Here is an 18101-nt window from a genome sequence, read left to right as displayed (position 1 = left end):
ATCTATGACTCTTCCCGCCATTGCCGTCGTCGGCGGCACCGGTAATCTGGGCGCTGCGATCGCCTGGCGGCTGGCGCGTGCCGGCTATCCCGTGACGATCGGATCGCGCAACGCCGAAAGTGCGGAAAAGGCCGCCGCGGAATTGGGCCATGGACTGCGTGCCGGCGCCAATGTGGATGTCGTCGCGAATGCGGACATCATCATCGTAACGGTGCCCTTTGCCGCGCAGGAGGCGACGCTTCGCGACATCGCGCCGCATGTCGTTGGCAAGTTGGTCGTGGATACGACCGTTCCCCTCGTCCCGCCCAAGGTGATGCGGGTCCAGTTGCCCGATGAAGGCTCGGCAGCCCAAAAGGCGCAGGCGGTTCTGGGAGAAGGCGTGACGCTCGTGTCCGCGTTCCACAATGTCGCCGCGCATAAACTGGCCAAGGACATCGATGTCGGCTGCGACGTGCTGGTCTTCGGCGACGACAAGGATGCGCGTGGTCGCATCGTGGCGCTGGCTGATGCCATGGGATTGCGGGGGCTTCACGGCGGCGCGCTGGTCAACTCGGCGGCCGCCGAAGCGCTCACGTCGATTCTCATTTTCATGAACAAGACCTATAAGGTTGACGGCGCGGGCATTCGTATCACAGGAGATTTGATCCCGCCCGAGGCTTGAGGTGTAGTCGATGATCGAAATCGTACCGTTGACCGGAATTGGGGAGGTCAGACCGGGCGATGATCTGGCGGACATTCTGCATGTGGCGCTTGATCGGTGCGGCATTGAACTCCGCGCCGGCGACCTTCTGGTTGTGACGCAAAAGATCGTGTCCAAGGCCGAGGGGCGTTTCGTGTCGCTGGCTGATGTGGAGCCGGGGGAAGAGGCGCGGCGGCTGGCCGATGTCACGCGCAAGGACGCGCGGCTGGTGCAACTGGTGCTGGATGAATCCAGCGCCATCCTGCGCGCCGTGCCCCACGTCCTGATCGCGCGGCACCGGCTGGGCCATGTGATGGCCAATGCCGGAATCGATCGTTCCAACATCGGGGCGGGGGAGGGCGATCGCGCCCTGCTCCTGCCGGTCGATCCCGATGCAACGGCATCGCAACTGCACGCCCGACTGGGACTGCCCGTCGTCATCTCGGACAGTTTTGGCCGACCCTGGCGGATGGGCGTGGTGGCGGTCGCCATCGGCGCTGCCGGATTGCCGGCGTTGCAGGATCGCCGGGGCGAACTGGATCGCGACGGTCGGACGCTGGAAGTCACCCAGGTCGCCTTGGCCGATATCGTCGCGACGGCCGCCTGCCTCGCCACCGGGGAAGGCGCGGAAGGCATACCAGCGGCTCTGGTGCGGGGTTGCCCGCTGACCGGCCCGGCTCGCCCAGCCGCCGATTTGGTGCGTCCCGTTCATGAAGATCTGTTCGCATGAAGCGCGTCGTTGTTCTGACCGGCGGCGTGGGCGGCGCGAAGCTGGTCCTGGGTCTGTCGCGCATCATGGCGGGCGACGGGTTGACGGCGATCGTCAATACCGGGGATGACTTCCGGCATCTGGGGCTGCATATATCGCCCGACATCGACACACTGCTCTATACGCTGTCCGGCACGGCGAACGGCGCGCAGGGATGGGGTCGGGAAGGCGAAAGCTGGAGCTTCATGGCGGCCCTTCGCGAATTGGGCGGGGAGGACTGGTTTCAGCTGGGCGACGGCGACTTGGCGCTTCATGTGGCGCGGACCCATGCCTTGGCGCAGGGGCGAAGCCTGTCGCAGATCACGGCGCGATTTGCCGACCAGTGGGGCATCGCCACCCGGATACTGCCCATGAGCGACCAGGCGGTAGCCACGATATTGGATACGGACCAGGGGCGGCTGGAATTTCAACGCTATTTCGTCGAACAGCGATGCGCGCCGGCCGTGCGACGCATCATGTTCGAAGGTGCGACGCATGCCGTCCCGGCCCCCGGCGTCGTCGAGGCGATCCAGTCGGCCGACGCGGTGTTGATCGCCCCATCCAATCCATTTCTCAGTGTCGATCCGTTGCTGGCCGTGCCCGGCATAGGCTCGGCGATCGAACAGACAAAGGCGCCCGTCATCGCCGTGTCTCCGCTCGTCGGCGGCACGGCGGTCAAGGGTCCGACCGCCAAGCTGATGCAGGAATTGGGCATGGCGGTCGATAATGACAGCATCGCCCGGCATTATGCCGGGCTGATCGACGCCATCTTGATCGATAACGGAGACCGTTGCGATGCGCCGGACGTCGTCGTTGGGCGTTGTGCGACCCTGATGACGACTCTGGATGACAAGATTCGCGTGGCGCAGGCGGCGCTGGATCTTGCGATCAGCTTTCGTTCGTGACGGACTGGGCCGCCCTTGTCCCCTTGAAACAGGGCGTCGACAGTAAGTCGCGACTTCGGGAAGCGCTGGAACCGGCCGAACGCATGGCGCTGGCGTCGGCGATGGCCGCGCGGGTTATGACCTGCCTGTCCAATGTGAATGCGATCGGTTCCCTATATCTTCTTGCGCCGACAGAAGTATCCGAATGGCCATCGCGTTGGTTGCCCGACAATGGTGGCGGCCTCAATCCAGAGTTGGCGCGCGCGCGGGCGCAATTGGGCAATCGTCCCTTGCTCGTGATCCATGCCGATTTGCCGCATCTGACGGTGCAGGACGTCCACACCCTGCTGGCTGCCGCTGACGATCGCGGCTGCGCCTTTGCGCCGGATCGGCACGGCCGCGGCACAAATGCGGTGGCGCTCCGGGACGCCAATCCGTTCCGCTTCGCTTTCGGACGGGATAGCCTTATGCTCCACAGGCAGCAGCGCCCGAGAGCGGCGATTGTGGATCGGGCCGCTCTCGGCTTCGACATCGACACGCCCGCAGATTTGGCTGAACTGCATGATATCGGCCCAGCAAGACTGAAATCTTGACTGGTGCTATCCTTCCCAAGGGAAGGTGTTGTCGAACCGATCCCGGCCATTCTGCCCGCCTATCTGGAAATCAGGGAGGATCGGTCGATGAAACTGAACGTGGGCGTGCCCAACAGCATGCATGTTGCGGCAATGACGCAAGCTTGGGAATATAGCCTGACCGGGGACGACATCGGACAGGCGATGGCGACGGCCGATCGACTGGGCTTCAACAAGTGCATGTTGGGCGAACATTTCATCATTCCGCAAGAGCATATTGGCCTGTCAGGCGACCATTATGTCCATGGCACGGTCGCCCTCTCGTTCCTGGCGGGCCGCACCAAGACGATGAAATTAAGCTCCTCGGTGTCGATCCTGCCGCTGCAGAGTCCGATCGTCCAGGCCAAGGCCTGGTCGACCCTCGATTGGCTGAGCGGCGGGCGAGCCACAGCCCTGTTCGGGGTCGGCTGGCTGAAGGAAGAGTTCGACATGCTGAATGTCGATTTCCACCAGCGCGGACGCATGGCCGATGAATATATCGCCGCGATCATCGAATTGTGGACGTCGGACAAGCCCGAATTTGAAGGCGAATTCGTTCGTTTCAACAATGTCGGTTTCGCACCCAAGCCTGTGCAGCAGCCGCGGCTGCCGATCTGGCTCGGGGGCGACGCCGAACCGGTGCTCAGGCGGGTGGCGAAATTCGGCGACGGCTGGTCGCCCTTCCGCACGCCGCCGGAAAAATTCCCCGAATGCCTCGATTTCATACGTTCACAGCCGGAATATGACGGGCGGCCGATCGATCTGTTCTTTGCACTGGAAATGCTCAACGTCGGCGCCCATCACGAAATCATGGACGACCCGCGCGCGCCCGGAACGCGGGATGCGCAAAAGGTTATCGATCAGGTGGGCTGGTTGAAGGAATTGGGGGTCAATGAAACCATCGTTCCTCTGCCGCCGGGGATATCCGGGCTCACCGAATATCTCGATCGGCTCCAGTGGGTCGCCGAGGAAATCATGCCCAAAATCTGAAACCTGCCGGGGGAAAGGCGCGGAAGGCCGTGCCTTTCCTCAGAGATATCGAAAGAAGGATCGGGAGGACTTGATGGCCCAATATGATGTTGTTGTGGTAGGATCGGGCGCGGCCGGCATGACGGCCGCGATCAGGGCCGCGTCTGCCGGGCTGTCGGTCCTCGTGCTGGAAAAGGCCGCGCATTTCGGCGGCACGACATCGGTTTCGGGCGGCGGTATCTGGATTCCCGACAGTCCGCAGGCCAGAGCGGCCGGTGTCGAGGACAGCCGCGCCGTGGCGCGCCAATATGTGCTGGACGTCATCGGACCGACGGCAGATCCCGCGCTGATCGACGCCTATCTCGATGCCGGTCCGGAAATGGTGGAATGGCTGGAACAGAATAGCCAGGTGCGTTTCCTGCTCTCGCCGCCGAGCAGCGACTGGTATCCGGAAGTCCCCGGCGCGGCTGATCATGGCCGCCTGTTGTCGCCGCAGGAATATGACGGCAAGAAGTTGGGCGATCACTTCGCCGATCTTCGTCCAGCGCGAGAGGAGTTCAACGCGCCCGGCGGCTTCATGATCGATCTGTTCGATCTCCCCTATCTGGCCGAAATGCCCTCGCCCAAGTCGCTGTTCCACTTTGGCAAGCTGGCCGCGAAGTTCGGCCTGGACAAGGTTCGTCGCTATCCGCGCGGCACGCGCCTGACCATGGGTAATGCGCTGGCGGCGCGCCTGATGCGGTCGGCGCTGGATGCCGGTGTCACGCTGCGCAAGGATGCGGCCGTCGATCGGTTGCTGGTGAAGGCCGGCCGCGTGACCGGCGTGCGCGTTAAGGGCGAGGATATCGCGGCGCGGGTCGGCGTGCTTCTGGCGTCGGGCGGCTTTTCCGCCAGCGAGCAGCTTCGCAAGGCCTACATCCCCTATGCCGAGGAGCATGTCTCGATCCTGCCCTATGAAAACACTGGCGACGGGATGAACATGGGGCTGGAAGCCGGGGCATCGCTGGACGGCGACAATCTGGTCAACGCGGTCTGGGCCGTCGTGTCCAAGATGACGCGGTCGGACGGCTATGTCGCGCGCTACGCCCATCTGATTGATATGTCGAAGCCCGGCTGCATCGCGGTCGATGCCAAGGGCGAGCGGTTCGGGAATGAGGCTTCGGTCCATTTCGTGGAAGCCATGCACAAGAGCGGCACCGTGCCCGCCCACATCATCGGCGACGCCGCCTTCATCAAGAAATATGGCATGGGCATGGTCTATCCCGGCGGTGGCGGCCTGAAGAAGCTGATCGCGGCGGGCTATGTCATAGAGGCGCCCAGCCTGCGTGAACTGGCCGCGAAGATCGGGGTCGACGCCGATGGCCTGATGGCGACCGTCGCGAAGATGAACCGCTATGCCGAGACGGGCAAGGATCCGGATTTCGGCAAGGGCGACACGCAGATCGACATCGAGATCGGCGATCCCAAGCACAAGCCCAACCCGTGCCTGGGCCGGGTGGAAACCGCGCCCTTCTATGCCATCAAAATCTATCCGGGCGACGGATCGACGACTGTGGGCCTCAAGATCGACGCGCAGTGCCGCGTGATCGGAACCGATGGCGCGCCGGTGGAGGGATTGTTCGCCGCAGGACTCGATGCCAATTCCATTTGGCGCGGCAAGTCGCCGGCCCATGGCTGCAATGTCGGCCCGGCCATGGTGACCGGCTTCATCGCGGGCAAAGCCATGGCCGACACACTGGTGCCGGCCTGATCCTTTTTACGGTGGTGTGAACGGCAGAAGGCGGGATCAGGAATATCCCGATCCCGGCTTCTGCCGTTTCAATTCCTGAGAGCGCCGCAGGCTGCTACGCCGGTTCGGCAACCATGCCTGCGCGCGCCCGGGCGGTCGCCACCAGCTTGAACAGGCCCGCATTATAGTCGGTCAACTGCTCCATGGTGAGATCCCGATAGGGCGTCATCGGGCAGAGTGAATCCACCACGTCCCAGAACGGCTCGATCTTTTCGAGCACTTCGTCCACCGGCCCGCAGGTTACGAAGGCTTCGACCATCTCGTCGGATACATTGCCGATGACCTTTGCGATGTCGCCATGCTCGCCCAGGCTGAGCTGGCAAGCGCGGGCCTGATCGCCAAAGCCGATCGCCTCGAAGAAGGGTTCATATTCCTTGTAGCCGGAATAAGCCGCAACGGTGGCGCGACTATCGTCGATCGCCTTCTGCTTGTCGTCGTTGACCGCGATCCACGGCCACGCGTTGATTTCGATATCCTCGCGCTTGCGGCCATATTTCGCTAGCGTATCGGTGATGAAGGGCAGTCGGCTCCTGGTATAGGCGGCCGACCAGAGCGCGTGGACCATCAGGCCATCGCCAACCTCCAGCGCAAGCGCGGTCATCTTTTCCTGCAGCGCTGCGATCCAGATCGGGATTTCCTCCCGCACCGGCGGGGCGGTCAGCATCATCTCTTCGAAATCGGCGGAGAAATATTCCCCCGCGATCGGATCGAGACCCTTATGCGCATTGGCGATGACATAGCGGATCACCTTGATGCTTTCGCGCAGGTGCGACAGCAGCTTGCGTTCCGGCTCCCCATACATGCCCGTAACGCAGCTCTTGATGCTGGAGCCCAGGCCCAGCACGAAACGGCCATTGGAAATGCGATCGACATCCATCGCCGCATAAGCGGTCTCCACCGGACTGCGTGTTCCCGCGATGGCGACGCCCGTGCCAACCTTCAGGCTGTTCGTCAGTGCGGCGGTGGCGGCCATCGGCACGAAGGGCGGCCCGTAAATCTGAAGCGAGAAGCAGCCCTCGAAACCCGCCTGTTCCATCTGCTGGCCGATCCCCGCCATGGCGGAGGCGGGCAGGGTAGGCATGACGGCCCACCAGCGGCGTTCGCCGCCGACGGCATTGACGAGCGTGGACATGGCGTCTCCAAAAAAGAAAAAAGAGCGGACGCTGCCGTCCGCCCATGGGGGAGATCAGATCAGAACTGGAACAGTTCCTTGCGCAGGCCGATGATGTCGCTGCAATCAGCGCTGACATTGTCACGATAGTCGAAATCGCCCTTCGCCTGCCGGTCCGCCAACTCCATCATCGCCATGCGATAGCGCTGCCCGGCCTGGTCGAACTTGCTGTGCAAATCCTTGCGGTCGGTGTGGCGCATGTAGCGCGGGCTTTGCGGGGACGTCATATAGCTGTCCTGCCGCGACACCTTGTAGCCCGCCTTGGGCATGACATGGCGGAACATCAACCCCGCATTGGACGTGTTCATGACCATTTCCATCCGCGTACGATCCCGCGTTTCGGGCGTGCAGGGGTGGAACAGAGGCACATCGTCGCCGGGGCTGAACCGGCCATAGGCGATGGCGCAGTGCGAACGCAGATAGATGCGGATCACCTGCCGCACATTCTGGGTCGGCTGCTTGATGCCGCTGAAGAACTTCATCACCGGCGCGACCGACTTGTTGACGCAGGTGCGGACCATCGTGACGGTCTCGCTGTCGTAGAAGGTTTCCACCGTCTCGCTGTCCGACCGTTCGTCCCCAACGACGTCGGCGTGCAGGAAATCGGCATGGGTCAGGTCGATCAGGTTTTCCAAGCTGATTGGCGCTGAGCTTTCAAAGCGGACGGTCGCGGTCATGTGGCGCGGCAGGCCGCCCTTGGGCGGGAGGAAGGGCAGGCTGGGCAAATGGCGGGGATCGGCGGCCAGCGGATTGCCGAACCATACCCAGACGACGCCATAATGCTCCATCACCGGATAGCGGCCCTGGGCGTTGGTGAATTCGCTCTTGTCGCGGGTGATCCGCTCATTGGGATGGAACTCGCTCGCCACGGCGACGCCATTGTCGCGCCACAGGAAGATGGGGTGCGAATAGACGGCGCGACGGACGGGCTTGCCAGTCACGGAATAATCATGCGCTACCGGAAACCAGCTGTCGCGCATCACCAGATTATGCGGCACCCAGCGGTTGATGGCGTTCAGCGCGATCGGGCTGCCACCCGATGGCGCGGCGGAATTATCGTCGTGCGAAACGGGACGATCGGCGGTTTCGAGCATCTTCAATTCCTCCTTCAGGCCGCTACGGTCTGATCATGGGTCGCTGGCTTGGTTTCCAGCATCGCCTTGCGCAAATCCTCGCCGTGCAGCGAAACGGTGGGCTTGGTGGCGCGCAATTTCGATCCGTCGATCGACGCGTGCACCGACAGCGGGTTGATCCCGCGCAGCACGGCGCCGCGCACGCCCGGATGGCGCACGCCCAGTTCGGCCCGCCAGCGGACGGCGGTCACCCCCCGCGCCGAAGGCACGGGCGAGAGGACGGCGTGGAGCAGATCGTTGAACTGGTCGTCTCGCAACGTCAGTTGCGTTTCGCCGGTCAGCGGATGGGTTCGCGTCAGCAGGGTGAGCGGAAATTCAGCCACGAAATGCGACGGCCAATGCAGCGGATGCCACTGACAGTTGCGCTCCATCACCAGCAGGCCGTTTTCCTCGTGCAGTTCCGACATCAGATAGGGGCTGAAGCGGACACCGCGGACCGACAGGATCAGGCTGGGGTCATCATAGAGAGCGTTCAAATATTCCTGATGGCTGCAACTGACGTTGACCGTGCCGACATAGGTATATTTCGGGTCGGCGCTGAGCGGCGCCTGCGCCTTGGGATTGAGGCAGACCCGCACGAAGCCGGCCTGTTCGGTTACCGCAAAGGCATTGGCCTTGTAGATCGGCGGAAATTTCTGCTGATCCTTCATGTTCGGAATTTCTTTGAGCCGTCCGGTTTCACCGTCATAGCTCCAGCCATGATAGCCGCACTGGATCTGGCCGTTGTCGCGGATGCAGCCGAGCGACAGAGGCGCGCGACGATGCGGGCAGCGATCCTCCAGCGCGCGGGCGATACCCTGATTGTCGCGCCACAGCACCACCGGCTGATCGCCGATATCGACGGAAAGCGGCTTTTGGGAGGTCACTTCCTCGGACCGGGCGACAGCCCACCAAAGATCAGAATCGAGACTCATAGCGCTATCCACTCTCCTTTCTATTAAATTGACGGATGACAATTTATATGTCAACGTCTTTTCACTATGGACATGCTGATGCTCGACCGTCCCCAGCGCACTCGTGGCCGTCCCGCCCTCAATGCCGCCCATGCCTTAGACGAGGACAAGCTGCTGGCCCTTGCATTCGCGACCTTCGCTGAGCGCGGCTACGAAGCTACGACATTGCGCGACCTGTCCAAGCGGCTCGGGGTTAGCCACAATCTGCTGAATGTCCGGTTTGGCCGGAAGGAGGATCTGTGGATACGCGCGGTCGACTGGCGTATGGCGCAGGCCTCGCCCTTCGTCGAAGCCGCCTTTGACGAACCGGCCGATCCCGAGGTTCGGCTGCGCCACCTGATCCAGCGTTTCTGCCTGTGGGCGACGGACAACGGCGACATCGTGGCGCTGACCAATGTGGAAGGTTGCCGTTCGACCTGGCGGCTGGACCATATCGTCGAACAATTCGTGCTGCCGTTCCAGCGACGGCTCGACGGCCTGCTCGACGCGGTGCGGCTCCAGCGGCCGGTTCATGGGTTATCGACGGCCGCGTTGATGGCGCTGCTGGTGCAGGGGGTCGGCTATTATTTCTGCGCCGTGCCGATGCAGGAAAGGCTGGGGGCCGGGCGGGAAGTGGATGATGTCCATGCCGCCGAACATGCGGACAGGCTGGCCGCCTTCCTGCTCGCTGCCCTCCTTCCGCCGGTCGCCTGACCGGAGCGGAAGAAGAACAGTAGAGTATCTGCTTATTTGTAGGGATCGACCGGCTGGGGGACTTCCACCACGCCGATGTCCTTCAGCATGGTCAGCACGTCGGAAATGCTGAAGATGCTGACGATCTTGTCGTCCTTGAACTTGACGATCGAGAACCAGTTGACCTGAAACTCGTTGCCGGTCGGCTGCACGCCCATATAGGGGCCGCCGACATGCTTGCAGTAGTGGGTGGCGTAGATCCAGATTTCGTCGTCGCCCTTGCCGACCGCGTCGATGGTCTTGTAGGCCGCGGGGAAGAAGGTCTTGTAGAGCGCGACCGGCGACGTCTTCCACTGTTCATAGGTGCCCAGATCCGGCCGGTTGGGGTTGCCGTACCGGAAATCGGGATGGAAAAACCGATCCATGCCGTCAAAATCGCCGGCGTTCAGGGTTTCCTGAAGGTCGGTCCAATGCTTGACCATCTGCTTCTGCTTGTCGGTCAGTACGGTCGAATCCGACACGTCGAGCTGTTCACGAATATCTTCTTTCCAGGCCACGATAGTCCTCTCTCATGCATTCAGGATGGGCATTATGCTCAGTCTTCAGGAGCGATGGTGACCGTGAGGCCCGAGAGGGCTTCCGTCATCATGACCTGACAGGACAGGCGCGAATAGTCGTTGCGGTGCGGCGATCCATCCAGCAGATCGCTTTCGTCGTCCGTTACCGGGGGCAGGGACTGAGCGAAGGCCGGGTCGACATAGACATGGCATGTCGCGCAGGAACAGCAGCCGCCGCACAGCGCCAGCAACTCGTCGAAACCGGAATCTCGTATGGCCTCCATTACCGAGGTTTCGGCGGATGCATTGATCGTCTGCTGTGCGCCGTCACGGGTAATGACATTCAATTCGGGCATGGCGTTCCTCTGGTGGAATCGAAAGCAATGCCCCCTCCTAATCAGGGGTCGTTGATTTCCATCCTGTCGAAAGGCAGGTCGTGAACTCTCCTATTTTACCTCAACCTGCACCGGGAAACGCTCGAAATAAAAAGCGAACGGGCGGCGTAATTCCTCGCCGGTCACATGGAAATCGCGTTCCAGATCATAGACGATCTTGCCCTTGGACTGCTCGCCATGCTCGGCCAGATAGTCGTGCAGATCGGCCAGAGCCTCATCGGTCAGCGGGATGTCGGCAAGGCGATAAATCTCTTTCAGGATCGGATCGGGATTTCTGATCCAGTCATGAAAATAGACGTCGATCGTCTGGTCCGGGGGCAGGATGTCGCGATCCCGCACGCAGGCGCGGAGCAGCTTTTCATAGCGGTCGGGCCAGTAGCCGAGCGGCTCCTGAATATCGATTGTCTTGCGGAACATGCGCGCCGCATAGCTATACATGGTGAGCTGGGACCGGATCGACCCGACCGGATCGCGATGGGTCAGGACGAAGGTGGCGTCGGGAAAGGTCTTATAGAGAGCGGGCAACTGCTCCATATGCTGCGGGCACTTGATCACCCAGCGGTTCGGACCCTTCAGGAAGGTCAGAACCTGGAGACCCTTCTTCAGATAGGCATAGGTGCCCGACTGGTCGTGGCTCAGATAATAGTCGCGCCAGCGCGGCACATGCGCCAGCCATTCGATCAGATAGGAGGAGAAATCGACGGCCTGAAGCTCGATATCCTCGCTGATATGATCGGGCGAAAACTCGTGCATGATCGCCATATAGGGCAGGATGGATTCCATCATCCGCCAGCCCTGTTCCGCTTTGGTCCAGCGCGGATTGCTGTCCTCGTCCGTCGGGGTTTCGTCCGGGGCGGGAACCGGCGCGATCGCTTCCCACCAGGGCAGCGAGCGGAAGCGGCGATCGGCCGACAGCAGGCCGAGCAGATGCGTCGTGCCCGAGCGGGGAAGGCCCGCGACGATGATCGGGCGGTCGATCTGAATGTCCAATATCTCCGGGTGGCGCTTCACCATGTCCTCGATCCGCAGGCGCGTTGCGGCAAAGCGGATCATCATCTGGAACAGATTGGCGCGCGTGACCGCAGAGGCGTTGGCATCCTCGTCCACCGCCTGGCACCAGACGGCCAGCCGTTCGCGAAAATCATCTGCGCCAAAATCCGACAGCCCGGTCTGCGCCTGCGCGGCGGCCAGAATGACCTCCGGCTTCAGGACGATCTGGTCCGCCGCCGCCTCGGCCCCGGCGATCACCTGCTTCTGGACATCGGTCAGCACGGGGTGATGCAGGTCGGTAATGTCGATGATGTTACGGCGCGCGGCCTCTTCCTGCACGGCACTGCCCATGGTTCTCTCCTCTTTTCGATACGCCATCTAAAAGCGTGGACCCTTTCTTCGGCAAGGTGCGCAGCCATCGCCGCTGCGCCAAATGCTCCGCAAAAGCGCCATGCCATGCAGCCATGGCGTCGCGGCAGGCGAAACTGTTCGGAGAGGTCGGATGAACGCTGTTTCCCAGGTCTATGATCTGCCCGTCACACCGACGATGGAATGCACGGTCCGGGGACGGATCGCGCTGCCCGGCGTCGTGATGGAATTGCATCATTATCGCTTCCGCGGCGAGCAGGGTGGGGTCTTTTCGTCGCCACGCAGCTTTCTCGATCTAGCGCTGTCTCCTCGCCCGGGGCGTCCCTGCGGCGGTTATGGCGGGATGGAGAAGGGCGGGGCCAGTGCCCTGGGCGACGTGCTGTTCGTTCCGGCGCGAAGCGAACTGCATACACAATGGGGCGAGGGCGAGCAGACATCCATATGTTGCGGCTTCGACGGAATGGGCTTCGATCATGACGGGCCGGACCTGTCGAGCGACGCGTTGCAGGCTTCGCTCGACGTGCGCAGTCCGACTGTGCGCGAGGCGCTGCGGCGCATCGCCGGGGAGATTGCGCAACCCGGCTTTTGCAGCGAGATGCTGACGCAGGCGATATGGCTTCAGGCCGCGATCGAATTGCAGCGCTATCTGCGCGGTTCGGCGCGCGCTGGCGACAGGGGCGGAGGGGGCATGTCCCGTACCCAGCTTCAACGCATCGACGATCGCGTCCAACAGCCGGGCAAACCCCCGTCCGTCGCCGAGCTGGCGGCGGAATGCGGCCTTTCCACCCGCCATTTCTTCCGACAGTTCAAGATAGCCACGGGACAGACGCTCACCCGCTACGTCGCCGACCGCAAGATCGACCGGGCGAAGCAGTTGCTGCGTCAGGCCAGTCCGGCGATCAAGGTCATCGCCTGGGATTGCGGTTTCGACAGCGCGGCCGCCTTTTCGGCCGCCTTCCGCAAGGCGACCGGACTGACCCCGCGGCAATTCCGAGAGGGCGTGATGCATTGAAGCCGGGGCCGTTTCGCGATGACATTGGCACGATCGCGAAACTTGTGCCGCTTGTTCATCGGTCCGGTCGCCAGCAATGTCGGGCCAAAGCGCCGCCGCCGTTCGAGCGGCCATCGGGAGAATGGACATGCCGGAAAATCTGTTCGATCTGAGCGGCAAGGTGGCGCTGGTCACGGGGGCCAACTCGGGGCTGGGTTTCGGCTTTGCTCGCGGTCTTGCCCGTGCCGGCAGCGACGTCATTCTCTGGGGGCGGCGCGCCGACAAGAATGAAGAGGCGGCCGCCGCATTGCGCGCGCATGGGGTGCGGGTCTTCGCCGATGTCGTCGATGTGTCCAGCGAGCCCGCGATCGTCGCCGGCTTCGCCCGCGCGCTCGATGCCATGGGCCGGGTCGACACGGTGGTCGCCAATGCCGGCATTGCCAGCCGGGTGCCGTTCACCGACATGGACGTCGCCACCTATCGCAAGCTGATCGACGTGAATCTCGACGGCGCCGTCTTCACACTGCGGGAGGGCGCGCGGCACATGAAGGCGCGCGCGGAAGCCGGCGACCCTGGCGGTTCGCTGATCATCTGCGGCAGCGGCTCGATCTTCCAGGGCGTGCCGACCATGGCCCATTACGGCATCGCCAAGGGCGCGCTGAATGCGCTGGCCAAGGCGCTGGCGACCGAACTTGGTCCGATCGGGGTGCGCTGCAACGTCATCGCGCCGGGCTTCATCGAAACCGAAATGACGTTCGCCGATCCGGAGGTCGGCAGGATGATCGCGGATGTCGTGGCCGCCAAGGCCCCGCTCGGGCGGGCGGGCAAGCCGGCCGATCTGGAAGGCGCGGTCGTCTATCTGGCGAGCGACATGGCGGCTTACCACACCGGCGACACGCTGGTTGTGGACGGCGGCAAGATGTCCGCCAACTGACCGAGCGGCAGGTGCCGCGCCGGGCCTTTACGGCCTGACTGTCGATATTACAGGAGATATGCATGTTCGCCCGGCCCAACAGCCAGCACTGCCAGGTGGCCTATGTCACCAACAATCTTGACGCGGCGATGGCCACGCTCAAGGATGCTTATGGCACGCCGGCCTTCTTCGAATTTTCGAACGTTCAGCCGGGTGAAGACCCCGTCGGCAAGCCAGTGCTGAATATCGCGCTGGCGAACGTCAATGGCGTGGAGATCGAACTGATCGAGCCGGTGGGCGACACGGCCCCCCTGTTCAGCGATTTTCTGCCGGAGGGAGACGATCTGGCCATCCGCTTCCATCATGTCGCGACCCGGATCGACGGACCGCTGGAGCATTGGGACGCCCATGTCGCTTCCCTCGACCTGACGCGGCACCCGGTCGTGTTCGAAGGCGCGCTGGGCGACTCGCTGCGCTATATCTACACCGACGAGCGCGCGACGCTGGGCCATTATGTCGAGCATGTCTGGATGGCGCCCGACCTGCTGGCGCAGATGCGTGCCGTCGTCCCTGCCTATCCGCCCGTGAAGGACTGACTGCATGACCATCGCCCTGTCCCGCCTCAATTTCCGCGACATAGGCGGCCTGCCGACCGCGGGGGGAGGGCAGGTCCGGTCCGGCATCCTGTTCCGCTCCGAAGGGCCGGCGAGTTTCTTCGAGGATCATCATGCAGAGCTGTCGGATCTGGGCTTTCGCTCGGTGGCGGACCTCCGATCCACGATCGAGAGGGACGCCGCGCCCCATGGCTGGTGCGGCCCGGATTGCCATATGCTCGACCTCGACATGAATACCGACCTGCGCGCGCAGGGCGAGGACATGTGGCTGTCGCTCGGTCGCGAGCCGACCGCCGCGCGCGCCGTCGAGGTGATGACGCACAATTACGGCCTCATGCCGCAGGCCTTTCTGCCGCATCTGTCGCGGATGGTCGATGCGTTGCTGGCGCAGGACACGCCGATGCTGGTGCATTGCACGGCAGGCAAGGATCGGACCGGCGTCGTCATCGCCTTGTTCCTCGACCTGCTCGCCGTGCCGCGTCCCGTGATCATGGAGGATTATCGCAAGTCCGACATATTCGGCCAGAATCTGCGCGTGTCGGGTCATCTCAAGCGCGATCTGGAAAAGACCTTCGGTTTCGTGCCGCCCGACGACATGGTGGCCATCCTGATCGGCGTGCAGGATGATTTCCTCCTGAGCGCACTCGATATGGTCGCGACGCGATGGGGCGGTATTGAAGGCTATTTCGAGGCGGCCGGCGTCGACGCGCAGCGGCGTGCTGCGCTGAGGCAATTGCTTGCCACAGACTAGGCGGGAAATCTGCACGGGACTGCCAGCCGTCCTCGCCGGGCTTTTGCTGTCGGGCGGGATCGCCGGGGCGTCCGCCGTCAACCGGAAGAATAGGGTGGAGAATGAGATGAGCAACAACGGCATTTTCGAATGGGAAGATCTGCTCGACCAGCTTCGTCCGCTGGGCCAGTTGATGCGTGATCGTATCCCGGAAAGGCTGCGCAGCGATCCCCGCGTCATGCAGGAATCGATGCGGCTGCTGCTGTCGGGCGTGTTGCGCACGACCAACGACGCGATCATGCATGATCGCAGTCACCCGATCTTCGTGCCCGAACTCAACATCTGCCAAAATATCTTTCAGCCCAATGCGGACACCATCTACAAGGCGGCGCTGATCGAAAAGGGCGGCACCTATCGCATCCGGGGGGATCGCGGCACGACGCGGATGGTGATCCTGGCGCAGCTCGGCCCGGACACGCTGCGCACCGGGCAGCATCATCCCGCGCAGGATGCGAATGATTTCAACGACCTGCATATCGGTGCCGACGGAAGTTTCGATGTCATCCTCTCGCCGACCCGGCCTACCGGCTATGAGGGCGACTGGTGGGAGCTGAAACCCGCGACCGAGAAGCTGATGGTCCGGATCGTCGCCTGCGACTGGGGCGTCGAGCGCGAGCCGCGCTTCGGCATCGTGCGCCTGGACGCCGATCATGCCGCCAAGGGACGCCCCACGCTGGCGCAACTGTCGCACGGTTTCGCCGAGATCCCGGCCACTGCGGCGGTCTGCGCGCTGGCCTTTCCCGACAAGGTGCAGAAACTGCGCGACGAAGGACTGATCAATACGCTGAAAGTTGTCGACTTTTCGCAGATGACCGGTCTTGCCCGGCAGTCCTATTATGAGGGCGCCTACGAACTGGCCGATGACGAGGCGCTGATTACCGAGGTGCAGATTCCCAAGGAGGTCGACTACTGGTCGCTGATCCTGACAAACGAACTTTATGAGACGACCGACTGGTATCATAACCAGTCCAGTCTCAACGCGGCGCAGGCCGTGCTCGATGGCGACGGCTATTTCCGCGCCGTGATTTCCGCGCGCGACCCGGGCGTCCACAACTGGCTCGACACGTCGGGCTATGCCAGCGGCGCGGTGCAGGGGCGCTGGTTCAACACCGACGAGCGGCCCACGCCGACGATGAAGAAGGTCAAGCTGGCCGACGTGCGCAGCCATCTGCCCGCCGATACCGTGCTGGTGACGCCGGACGCACGCGCGAAAGCGATCCGCGAACGCACCCTGCGCGCGCACACGCGCATCATCTGGTGATGGAGGACTAAATGAGCGACGATCTGGCCCGGCTGCTCGATTATGAGGCGATCCGCAACGTGAAGGCGCGCTATTGCCGCTTTCTCGACACGAAGGACTGGGACGGCTTTCTTTCCCTGTTCACGCCCGATGCGGTGCTGGACGTCGAGGAGGATACCGGCAATCCGCCGATGAGTGGGCATGCTGCCATATTGGAGCAGGTGCGCTCCGCGGTCATCGATGCGCGGTCGGCGCATCAGATCCATTCGTCGGAGATCGACCTGCGCGGCGACGAGGCGGACATGATCACGGCGATGCAGGATCGGGTGGTCTGGGCGCCGGGCAAATGCCCCATTCCGGGCGGCCAGTCGATCACGGGTTTCGGCCATTATAGGGAACGCTATGTGCGTCGGGACGGACAGTGGAAAATCGCTGCGCTCAAGCTCACCCGCCTCTATGTCGAGGTGCACCCCAGACCTGTCGTTTGACAGGTTCCCAATGCTCCTCCCGACGGCATTGCAGCGGCATATATTTGAGAGGACATGGGAATGACGGAAGCGGTGGAACCGGGCGCACGGGCGCTTTTCGACAAGTTCGGCACCTATATCCTGCCCGGCCGCGTGAACGATCCGCGTCGCGGCATTGATGAAGCGAAGGAGGCGGAGCGCATCGGCCTTGGCTGCGTGTGGATTTCCGAACGCTATGCGCTCAAGGAACCGGCGGTGCTGGCGGGCGCGGTGGCCGAGGCTACGTCGAAGATCCGCATCACCGGCACCATGTATGCGACGATGCGCCATCCGCTCGTCACCGCCAGCGTCGCCGACATGATGCAGGCGATGAGCGGCGAACGCTTCCGCCTCATGTTCGCTCGGGCGGTGCCCGCCTATATGAAAATGCTGGGGTCGCCGCCGATCACCATGGAACGGCTGGCTGACCTGATCTCCATCTGCCGCCGCCTCTGGGCCGGCGAGAAGATCGACTATGAGGGCGTGCTGGGCAAATTCCCCGCCATTAGCCTCACCGATCGCCATGGCGGCACGCCGCCGCCGATCATCTTTACCGCGATCGGGCCCAAGAGCCTGGAATTTGCGGGCGAACATTGCGACGGTGTGCTGTTGCATCCCTTCGTGTCGGCGCAGGGGGTGAAGAACAGCGCGAAGATCGTCCGCGACGCGGCCGAAAAGGCCGGGCGCGATCCCATGTCCGTGCGTATCTATCACAATATCATCGTCGCCCCGGACCTGCCCAAGGATGAAGAGGAGGCCGTCGTCGGCGGCCGCGCGATCACCTATTTCGAATTGCCCGGCTTCGGCGACCTGATCGTCGACATCAATGGTTGGGACAAGAAGGTGCTGGAAGATATCCGCGCCCATCCCAAGATCGCAAGCCTCAACGGCAAGCCTGCGGATCAGGCCTATACCCGGCAGGAATTGGTGGATGTCAGCCGCCTCATTCCGCAGGAGTGGCTGGATCAAGGCGCTGCAGTAGGGACTGCCGCCCAATGTGCCGACCAACTGATGGACTTCCTGGACGCCGGCGCTGATGAAATCCTGCTCCATGGTTCGTCGCCTAAGGATATGGGGCCGCTCGTCACTGAGTTGAAGCGCGCTCTGGCGGCGAAGGGGTTGTAATC

At 62.8% G+C, this 18101-nt stretch carries 20 protein-coding genes; 14 read left to right on the top strand and 6 right to left on the bottom strand.

Translation table 11 applies throughout. The annotated features are described in order from the left end of the window. The first annotated feature begins 4 nt into the window (after positions 1–4). From npdG to SX1_RS07075, 6 genes are all read left to right on the top strand, one after another. Complete coding sequence (npdG, locus tag SX1_RS07100) at positions 5–661, top strand: NADPH-dependent F420 reductase (RefSeq protein ID WP_019052428.1); 657 nt, start codon at positions 5–7, stop codon at positions 659–661. Between the two features lie 10 nt (positions 662–671). Then, a complete protein-coding gene (gene cofE, locus SX1_RS07095) occupies positions 672–1409 on the top strand; it encodes a coenzyme F420-0:L-glutamate ligase (RefSeq protein ID WP_017180939.1) in 738 nt (245 codons plus the stop codon). Beyond that, the gene (cofD, locus tag SX1_RS07090; protein ID WP_019052427.1) at positions 1406–2332 is read left to right on the top strand and encodes a 2-phospho-L-lactate transferase; all 927 of its coding nucleotides are present in this window, start codon (positions 1406–1408) and stop codon (positions 2330–2332) included. Before cofE ends, cofD begins: the two co-directional genes overlap by 4 nt. Further along, the gene (gene cofC / locus SX1_RS07085; protein WP_017180941.1) at positions 2329–2904 is read left to right on the top strand and encodes a 2-phospho-L-lactate guanylyltransferase; all 576 of its coding nucleotides are present in this window, start codon (positions 2329–2331) and stop codon (positions 2902–2904) included. The genes cofD and cofC overlap by 4 nt, the downstream gene beginning before the upstream one ends. Positions 2905–2991: 87 nt before the next feature. Next, positions 2992–3912, top strand: coding sequence for a TIGR03619 family F420-dependent LLM class oxidoreductase (locus tag SX1_RS07080; protein WP_026002035.1), 921 nt, complete (start codon positions 2992–2994; stop codon positions 3910–3912). A gap of 73 nt (positions 3913–3985) precedes the next feature. After that, positions 3986–5641: an FAD-dependent oxidoreductase gene (locus tag SX1_RS07075; protein WP_019052425.1), complete on the top strand. Its 1656-nt coding sequence runs from the start codon at positions 3986–3988 to the stop codon at positions 5639–5641. Positions 5642–5735: 94 nt separating this feature from the next. Here SX1_RS07075 and SX1_RS07070 read toward each other — a convergent pair whose 3' ends face one another. Genes SX1_RS07070 through SX1_RS07060 form a run of 3 tightly spaced genes read right to left on the bottom strand, consistent with a single transcriptional unit; the run spans position 5736 to position 8898 of the window. Beyond that, entirely contained in the window at positions 5736–6812 is a 1077-nt protein-coding gene (locus SX1_RS07070) for an LLM class flavin-dependent oxidoreductase (RefSeq protein ID WP_019052424.1), read from the bottom strand. A 59-nt stretch (positions 6813–6871) separates the two neighbouring features. Continuing rightward, positions 6872–7945, bottom strand: a complete 1074-nt coding sequence (locus tag SX1_RS07065; RefSeq protein WP_017180945.1) for an aromatic ring-hydroxylating dioxygenase subunit alpha — start codon at positions 7943–7945, stop codon at positions 6872–6874. Positions 7946–7959: 14 nt separating this feature from the next. Then, entirely contained in the window at positions 7960–8898 is a 939-nt protein-coding gene (locus SX1_RS07060; protein ID WP_017180946.1) for a Rieske 2Fe-2S domain-containing protein, read from the bottom strand. A 78-nt stretch (positions 8899–8976) separates the two neighbouring features. Between SX1_RS07060 and SX1_RS07055 the strand changes: the two genes are divergently transcribed. Beyond that, positions 8977–9630, top strand: a complete 654-nt coding sequence (locus tag SX1_RS07055) for a TetR/AcrR family transcriptional regulator (RefSeq protein ID WP_241763555.1) — start codon at positions 8977–8979, stop codon at positions 9628–9630. Between the two features lie 32 nt (positions 9631–9662). Here SX1_RS07055 and SX1_RS07050 read toward each other — a convergent pair whose 3' ends face one another. From SX1_RS07050 to SX1_RS07040, 3 genes are all read right to left on the bottom strand, one after another. Continuing rightward, positions 9663–10166: an ester cyclase gene (locus tag SX1_RS07050; protein ID WP_017180948.1), complete on the bottom strand. Its 504-nt coding sequence runs from the start codon at positions 10164–10166 to the stop codon at positions 9663–9665. 38 nt (positions 10167–10204) lie between these two features. Further along, the gene (locus tag SX1_RS07045) at positions 10205–10522 is read right to left on the bottom strand and encodes a 2Fe-2S iron-sulfur cluster-binding protein (protein WP_017180949.1); all 318 of its coding nucleotides are present in this window, start codon (positions 10520–10522) and stop codon (positions 10205–10207) included. A gap of 90 nt (positions 10523–10612) precedes the next feature. Then, the gene (locus tag SX1_RS07040) at positions 10613–11902 is read right to left on the bottom strand and encodes a sulfotransferase family protein (RefSeq protein ID WP_019052423.1); all 1290 of its coding nucleotides are present in this window, start codon (positions 11900–11902) and stop codon (positions 10613–10615) included. A gap of 151 nt (positions 11903–12053) precedes the next feature. Between SX1_RS07040 and SX1_RS07035 the strand changes: the two genes are divergently transcribed. The 7 genes from SX1_RS07035 (at position 12054) to SX1_RS07005 (ending at position 18099) form a co-directional block, all read left to right on the top strand. Continuing rightward, on the top strand, positions 12054–12932 hold the full coding sequence (locus SX1_RS07035; protein WP_019052422.1) for a helix-turn-helix domain-containing protein: 879 nt from the start codon (positions 12054–12056) through the stop codon (positions 12930–12932). Positions 12933–13053: 121 nt separating this feature from the next. Next, entirely contained in the window at positions 13054–13845 is a 792-nt protein-coding gene (locus SX1_RS07030) for an SDR family NAD(P)-dependent oxidoreductase (RefSeq protein ID WP_019052421.1), read from the top strand. A 62-nt stretch (positions 13846–13907) separates the two neighbouring features. Continuing rightward, the gene (locus tag SX1_RS07025) at positions 13908–14420 is read left to right on the top strand and encodes a VOC family protein (RefSeq protein ID WP_017180953.1); all 513 of its coding nucleotides are present in this window, start codon (positions 13908–13910) and stop codon (positions 14418–14420) included. A gap of 4 nt (positions 14421–14424) precedes the next feature. Then, positions 14425–15189 (top strand): tyrosine-protein phosphatase, encoded by a 765-nt coding sequence (locus tag SX1_RS07020; RefSeq protein WP_017180954.1) that lies wholly within the window; start codon positions 14425–14427, stop codon positions 15187–15189. A gap of 106 nt (positions 15190–15295) precedes the next feature. Further along, positions 15296–16489, top strand: a complete 1194-nt coding sequence (locus SX1_RS07015) for a DUF1214 domain-containing protein (RefSeq protein WP_026149562.1) — start codon at positions 15296–15298, stop codon at positions 16487–16489. 11 nt (positions 16490–16500) lie between these two features. Next, a complete protein-coding gene (locus SX1_RS07010; protein WP_019052419.1) occupies positions 16501–16956 on the top strand; it encodes a nuclear transport factor 2 family protein in 456 nt (151 codons plus the stop codon). 60 nt (positions 16957–17016) lie between these two features. Beyond that, positions 17017–18099 carry a TIGR03857 family LLM class F420-dependent oxidoreductase gene (locus SX1_RS07005; protein WP_019052418.1) on the top strand — a complete coding sequence of 361 codons (1083 nt, stop codon included), beginning with the start codon at positions 17017–17019 and terminating at the stop codon, positions 18097–18099. The last annotated feature ends 2 nt before the right edge of the window (positions 18100–18101 follow it).

Origin of the sequence: Sphingobium xenophagum NBRC 107872 (assembly GCF_000367345.1) — a bacterium.
GTDB classification, from domain to species: Bacteria; Pseudomonadota; Alphaproteobacteria; order Sphingomonadales; family Sphingomonadaceae; genus Sphingobium; species Sphingobium xenophagum.
Note: the sequence above shows the minus strand (reverse complement) of the source record. Positions and strands in the feature narration are given on the sequence as shown.

Coding starts and splice junctions, on each gene's coding strand:
- SX1_RS07025 (WP_017180953.1), top strand. CDS start 13,908: ATGTTCGCCCGGCCCAACAGCCAGCACTGCCAGGTGGCCTATGTCACC.
- SX1_RS07070 (WP_019052424.1), bottom strand. CDS start 6,812: ATGTCCACGCTCGTCAATGCCGTCGGCGGCGAACGCCGCTGGTGGGCC.
- SX1_RS07045 (WP_017180949.1), bottom strand. CDS start 10,522: ATGCCCGAATTGAATGTCATTACCCGTGACGGCGCACAGCAGACGATC.
- SX1_RS07015 (WP_026149562.1), top strand. CDS start 15,296: ATGAGCAACAACGGCATTTTCGAATGGGAAGATCTGCTCGACCAGCTT.
- SX1_RS07060 (WP_017180946.1), bottom strand. CDS start 8,898: ATGAGTCTCGATTCTGATCTTTGGTGGGCTGTCGCCCGGTCCGAGGAA.
- SX1_RS07075 (WP_019052425.1), top strand. CDS start 3,986: ATGGCCCAATATGATGTTGTTGTGGTAGGATCGGGCGCGGCCGGCATG.
- SX1_RS07080 (WP_026002035.1), top strand. CDS start 2,992: ATGAAACTGAACGTGGGCGTGCCCAACAGCATGCATGTTGCGGCAATG.
- SX1_RS07005 (WP_019052418.1), top strand. CDS start 17,017: ATGACGGAAGCGGTGGAACCGGGCGCACGGGCGCTTTTCGACAAGTTC.
- SX1_RS07030 (WP_019052421.1), top strand. CDS start 13,054: ATGGACATGCCGGAAAATCTGTTCGATCTGAGCGGCAAGGTGGCGCTG.
- cofD (WP_019052427.1), top strand. CDS start 1,406: ATGAAGCGCGTCGTTGTTCTGACCGGCGGCGTGGGCGGCGCGAAGCTG.
- npdG (WP_019052428.1), top strand. CDS start 5: ATGACTCTTCCCGCCATTGCCGTCGTCGGCGGCACCGGTAATCTGGGC.
- cofE (WP_017180939.1), top strand. CDS start 672: ATGATCGAAATCGTACCGTTGACCGGAATTGGGGAGGTCAGACCGGGC.
- SX1_RS07055 (WP_241763555.1), top strand. CDS start 8,977: ATGCTCGACCGTCCCCAGCGCACTCGTGGCCGTCCCGCCCTCAATGCC.
- SX1_RS07040 (WP_019052423.1), bottom strand. CDS start 11,902: ATGGGCAGTGCCGTGCAGGAAGAGGCCGCGCGCCGTAACATCATCGAC.
- SX1_RS07010 (WP_019052419.1), top strand. CDS start 16,501: ATGAGCGACGATCTGGCCCGGCTGCTCGATTATGAGGCGATCCGCAAC.
- SX1_RS07020 (WP_017180954.1), top strand. CDS start 14,425: ATGACCATCGCCCTGTCCCGCCTCAATTTCCGCGACATAGGCGGCCTG.
- SX1_RS07065 (WP_017180945.1), bottom strand. CDS start 7,945: ATGCTCGAAACCGCCGATCGTCCCGTTTCGCACGACGATAATTCCGCC.
- SX1_RS07035 (WP_019052422.1), top strand. CDS start 12,054: ATGAACGCTGTTTCCCAGGTCTATGATCTGCCCGTCACACCGACGATG.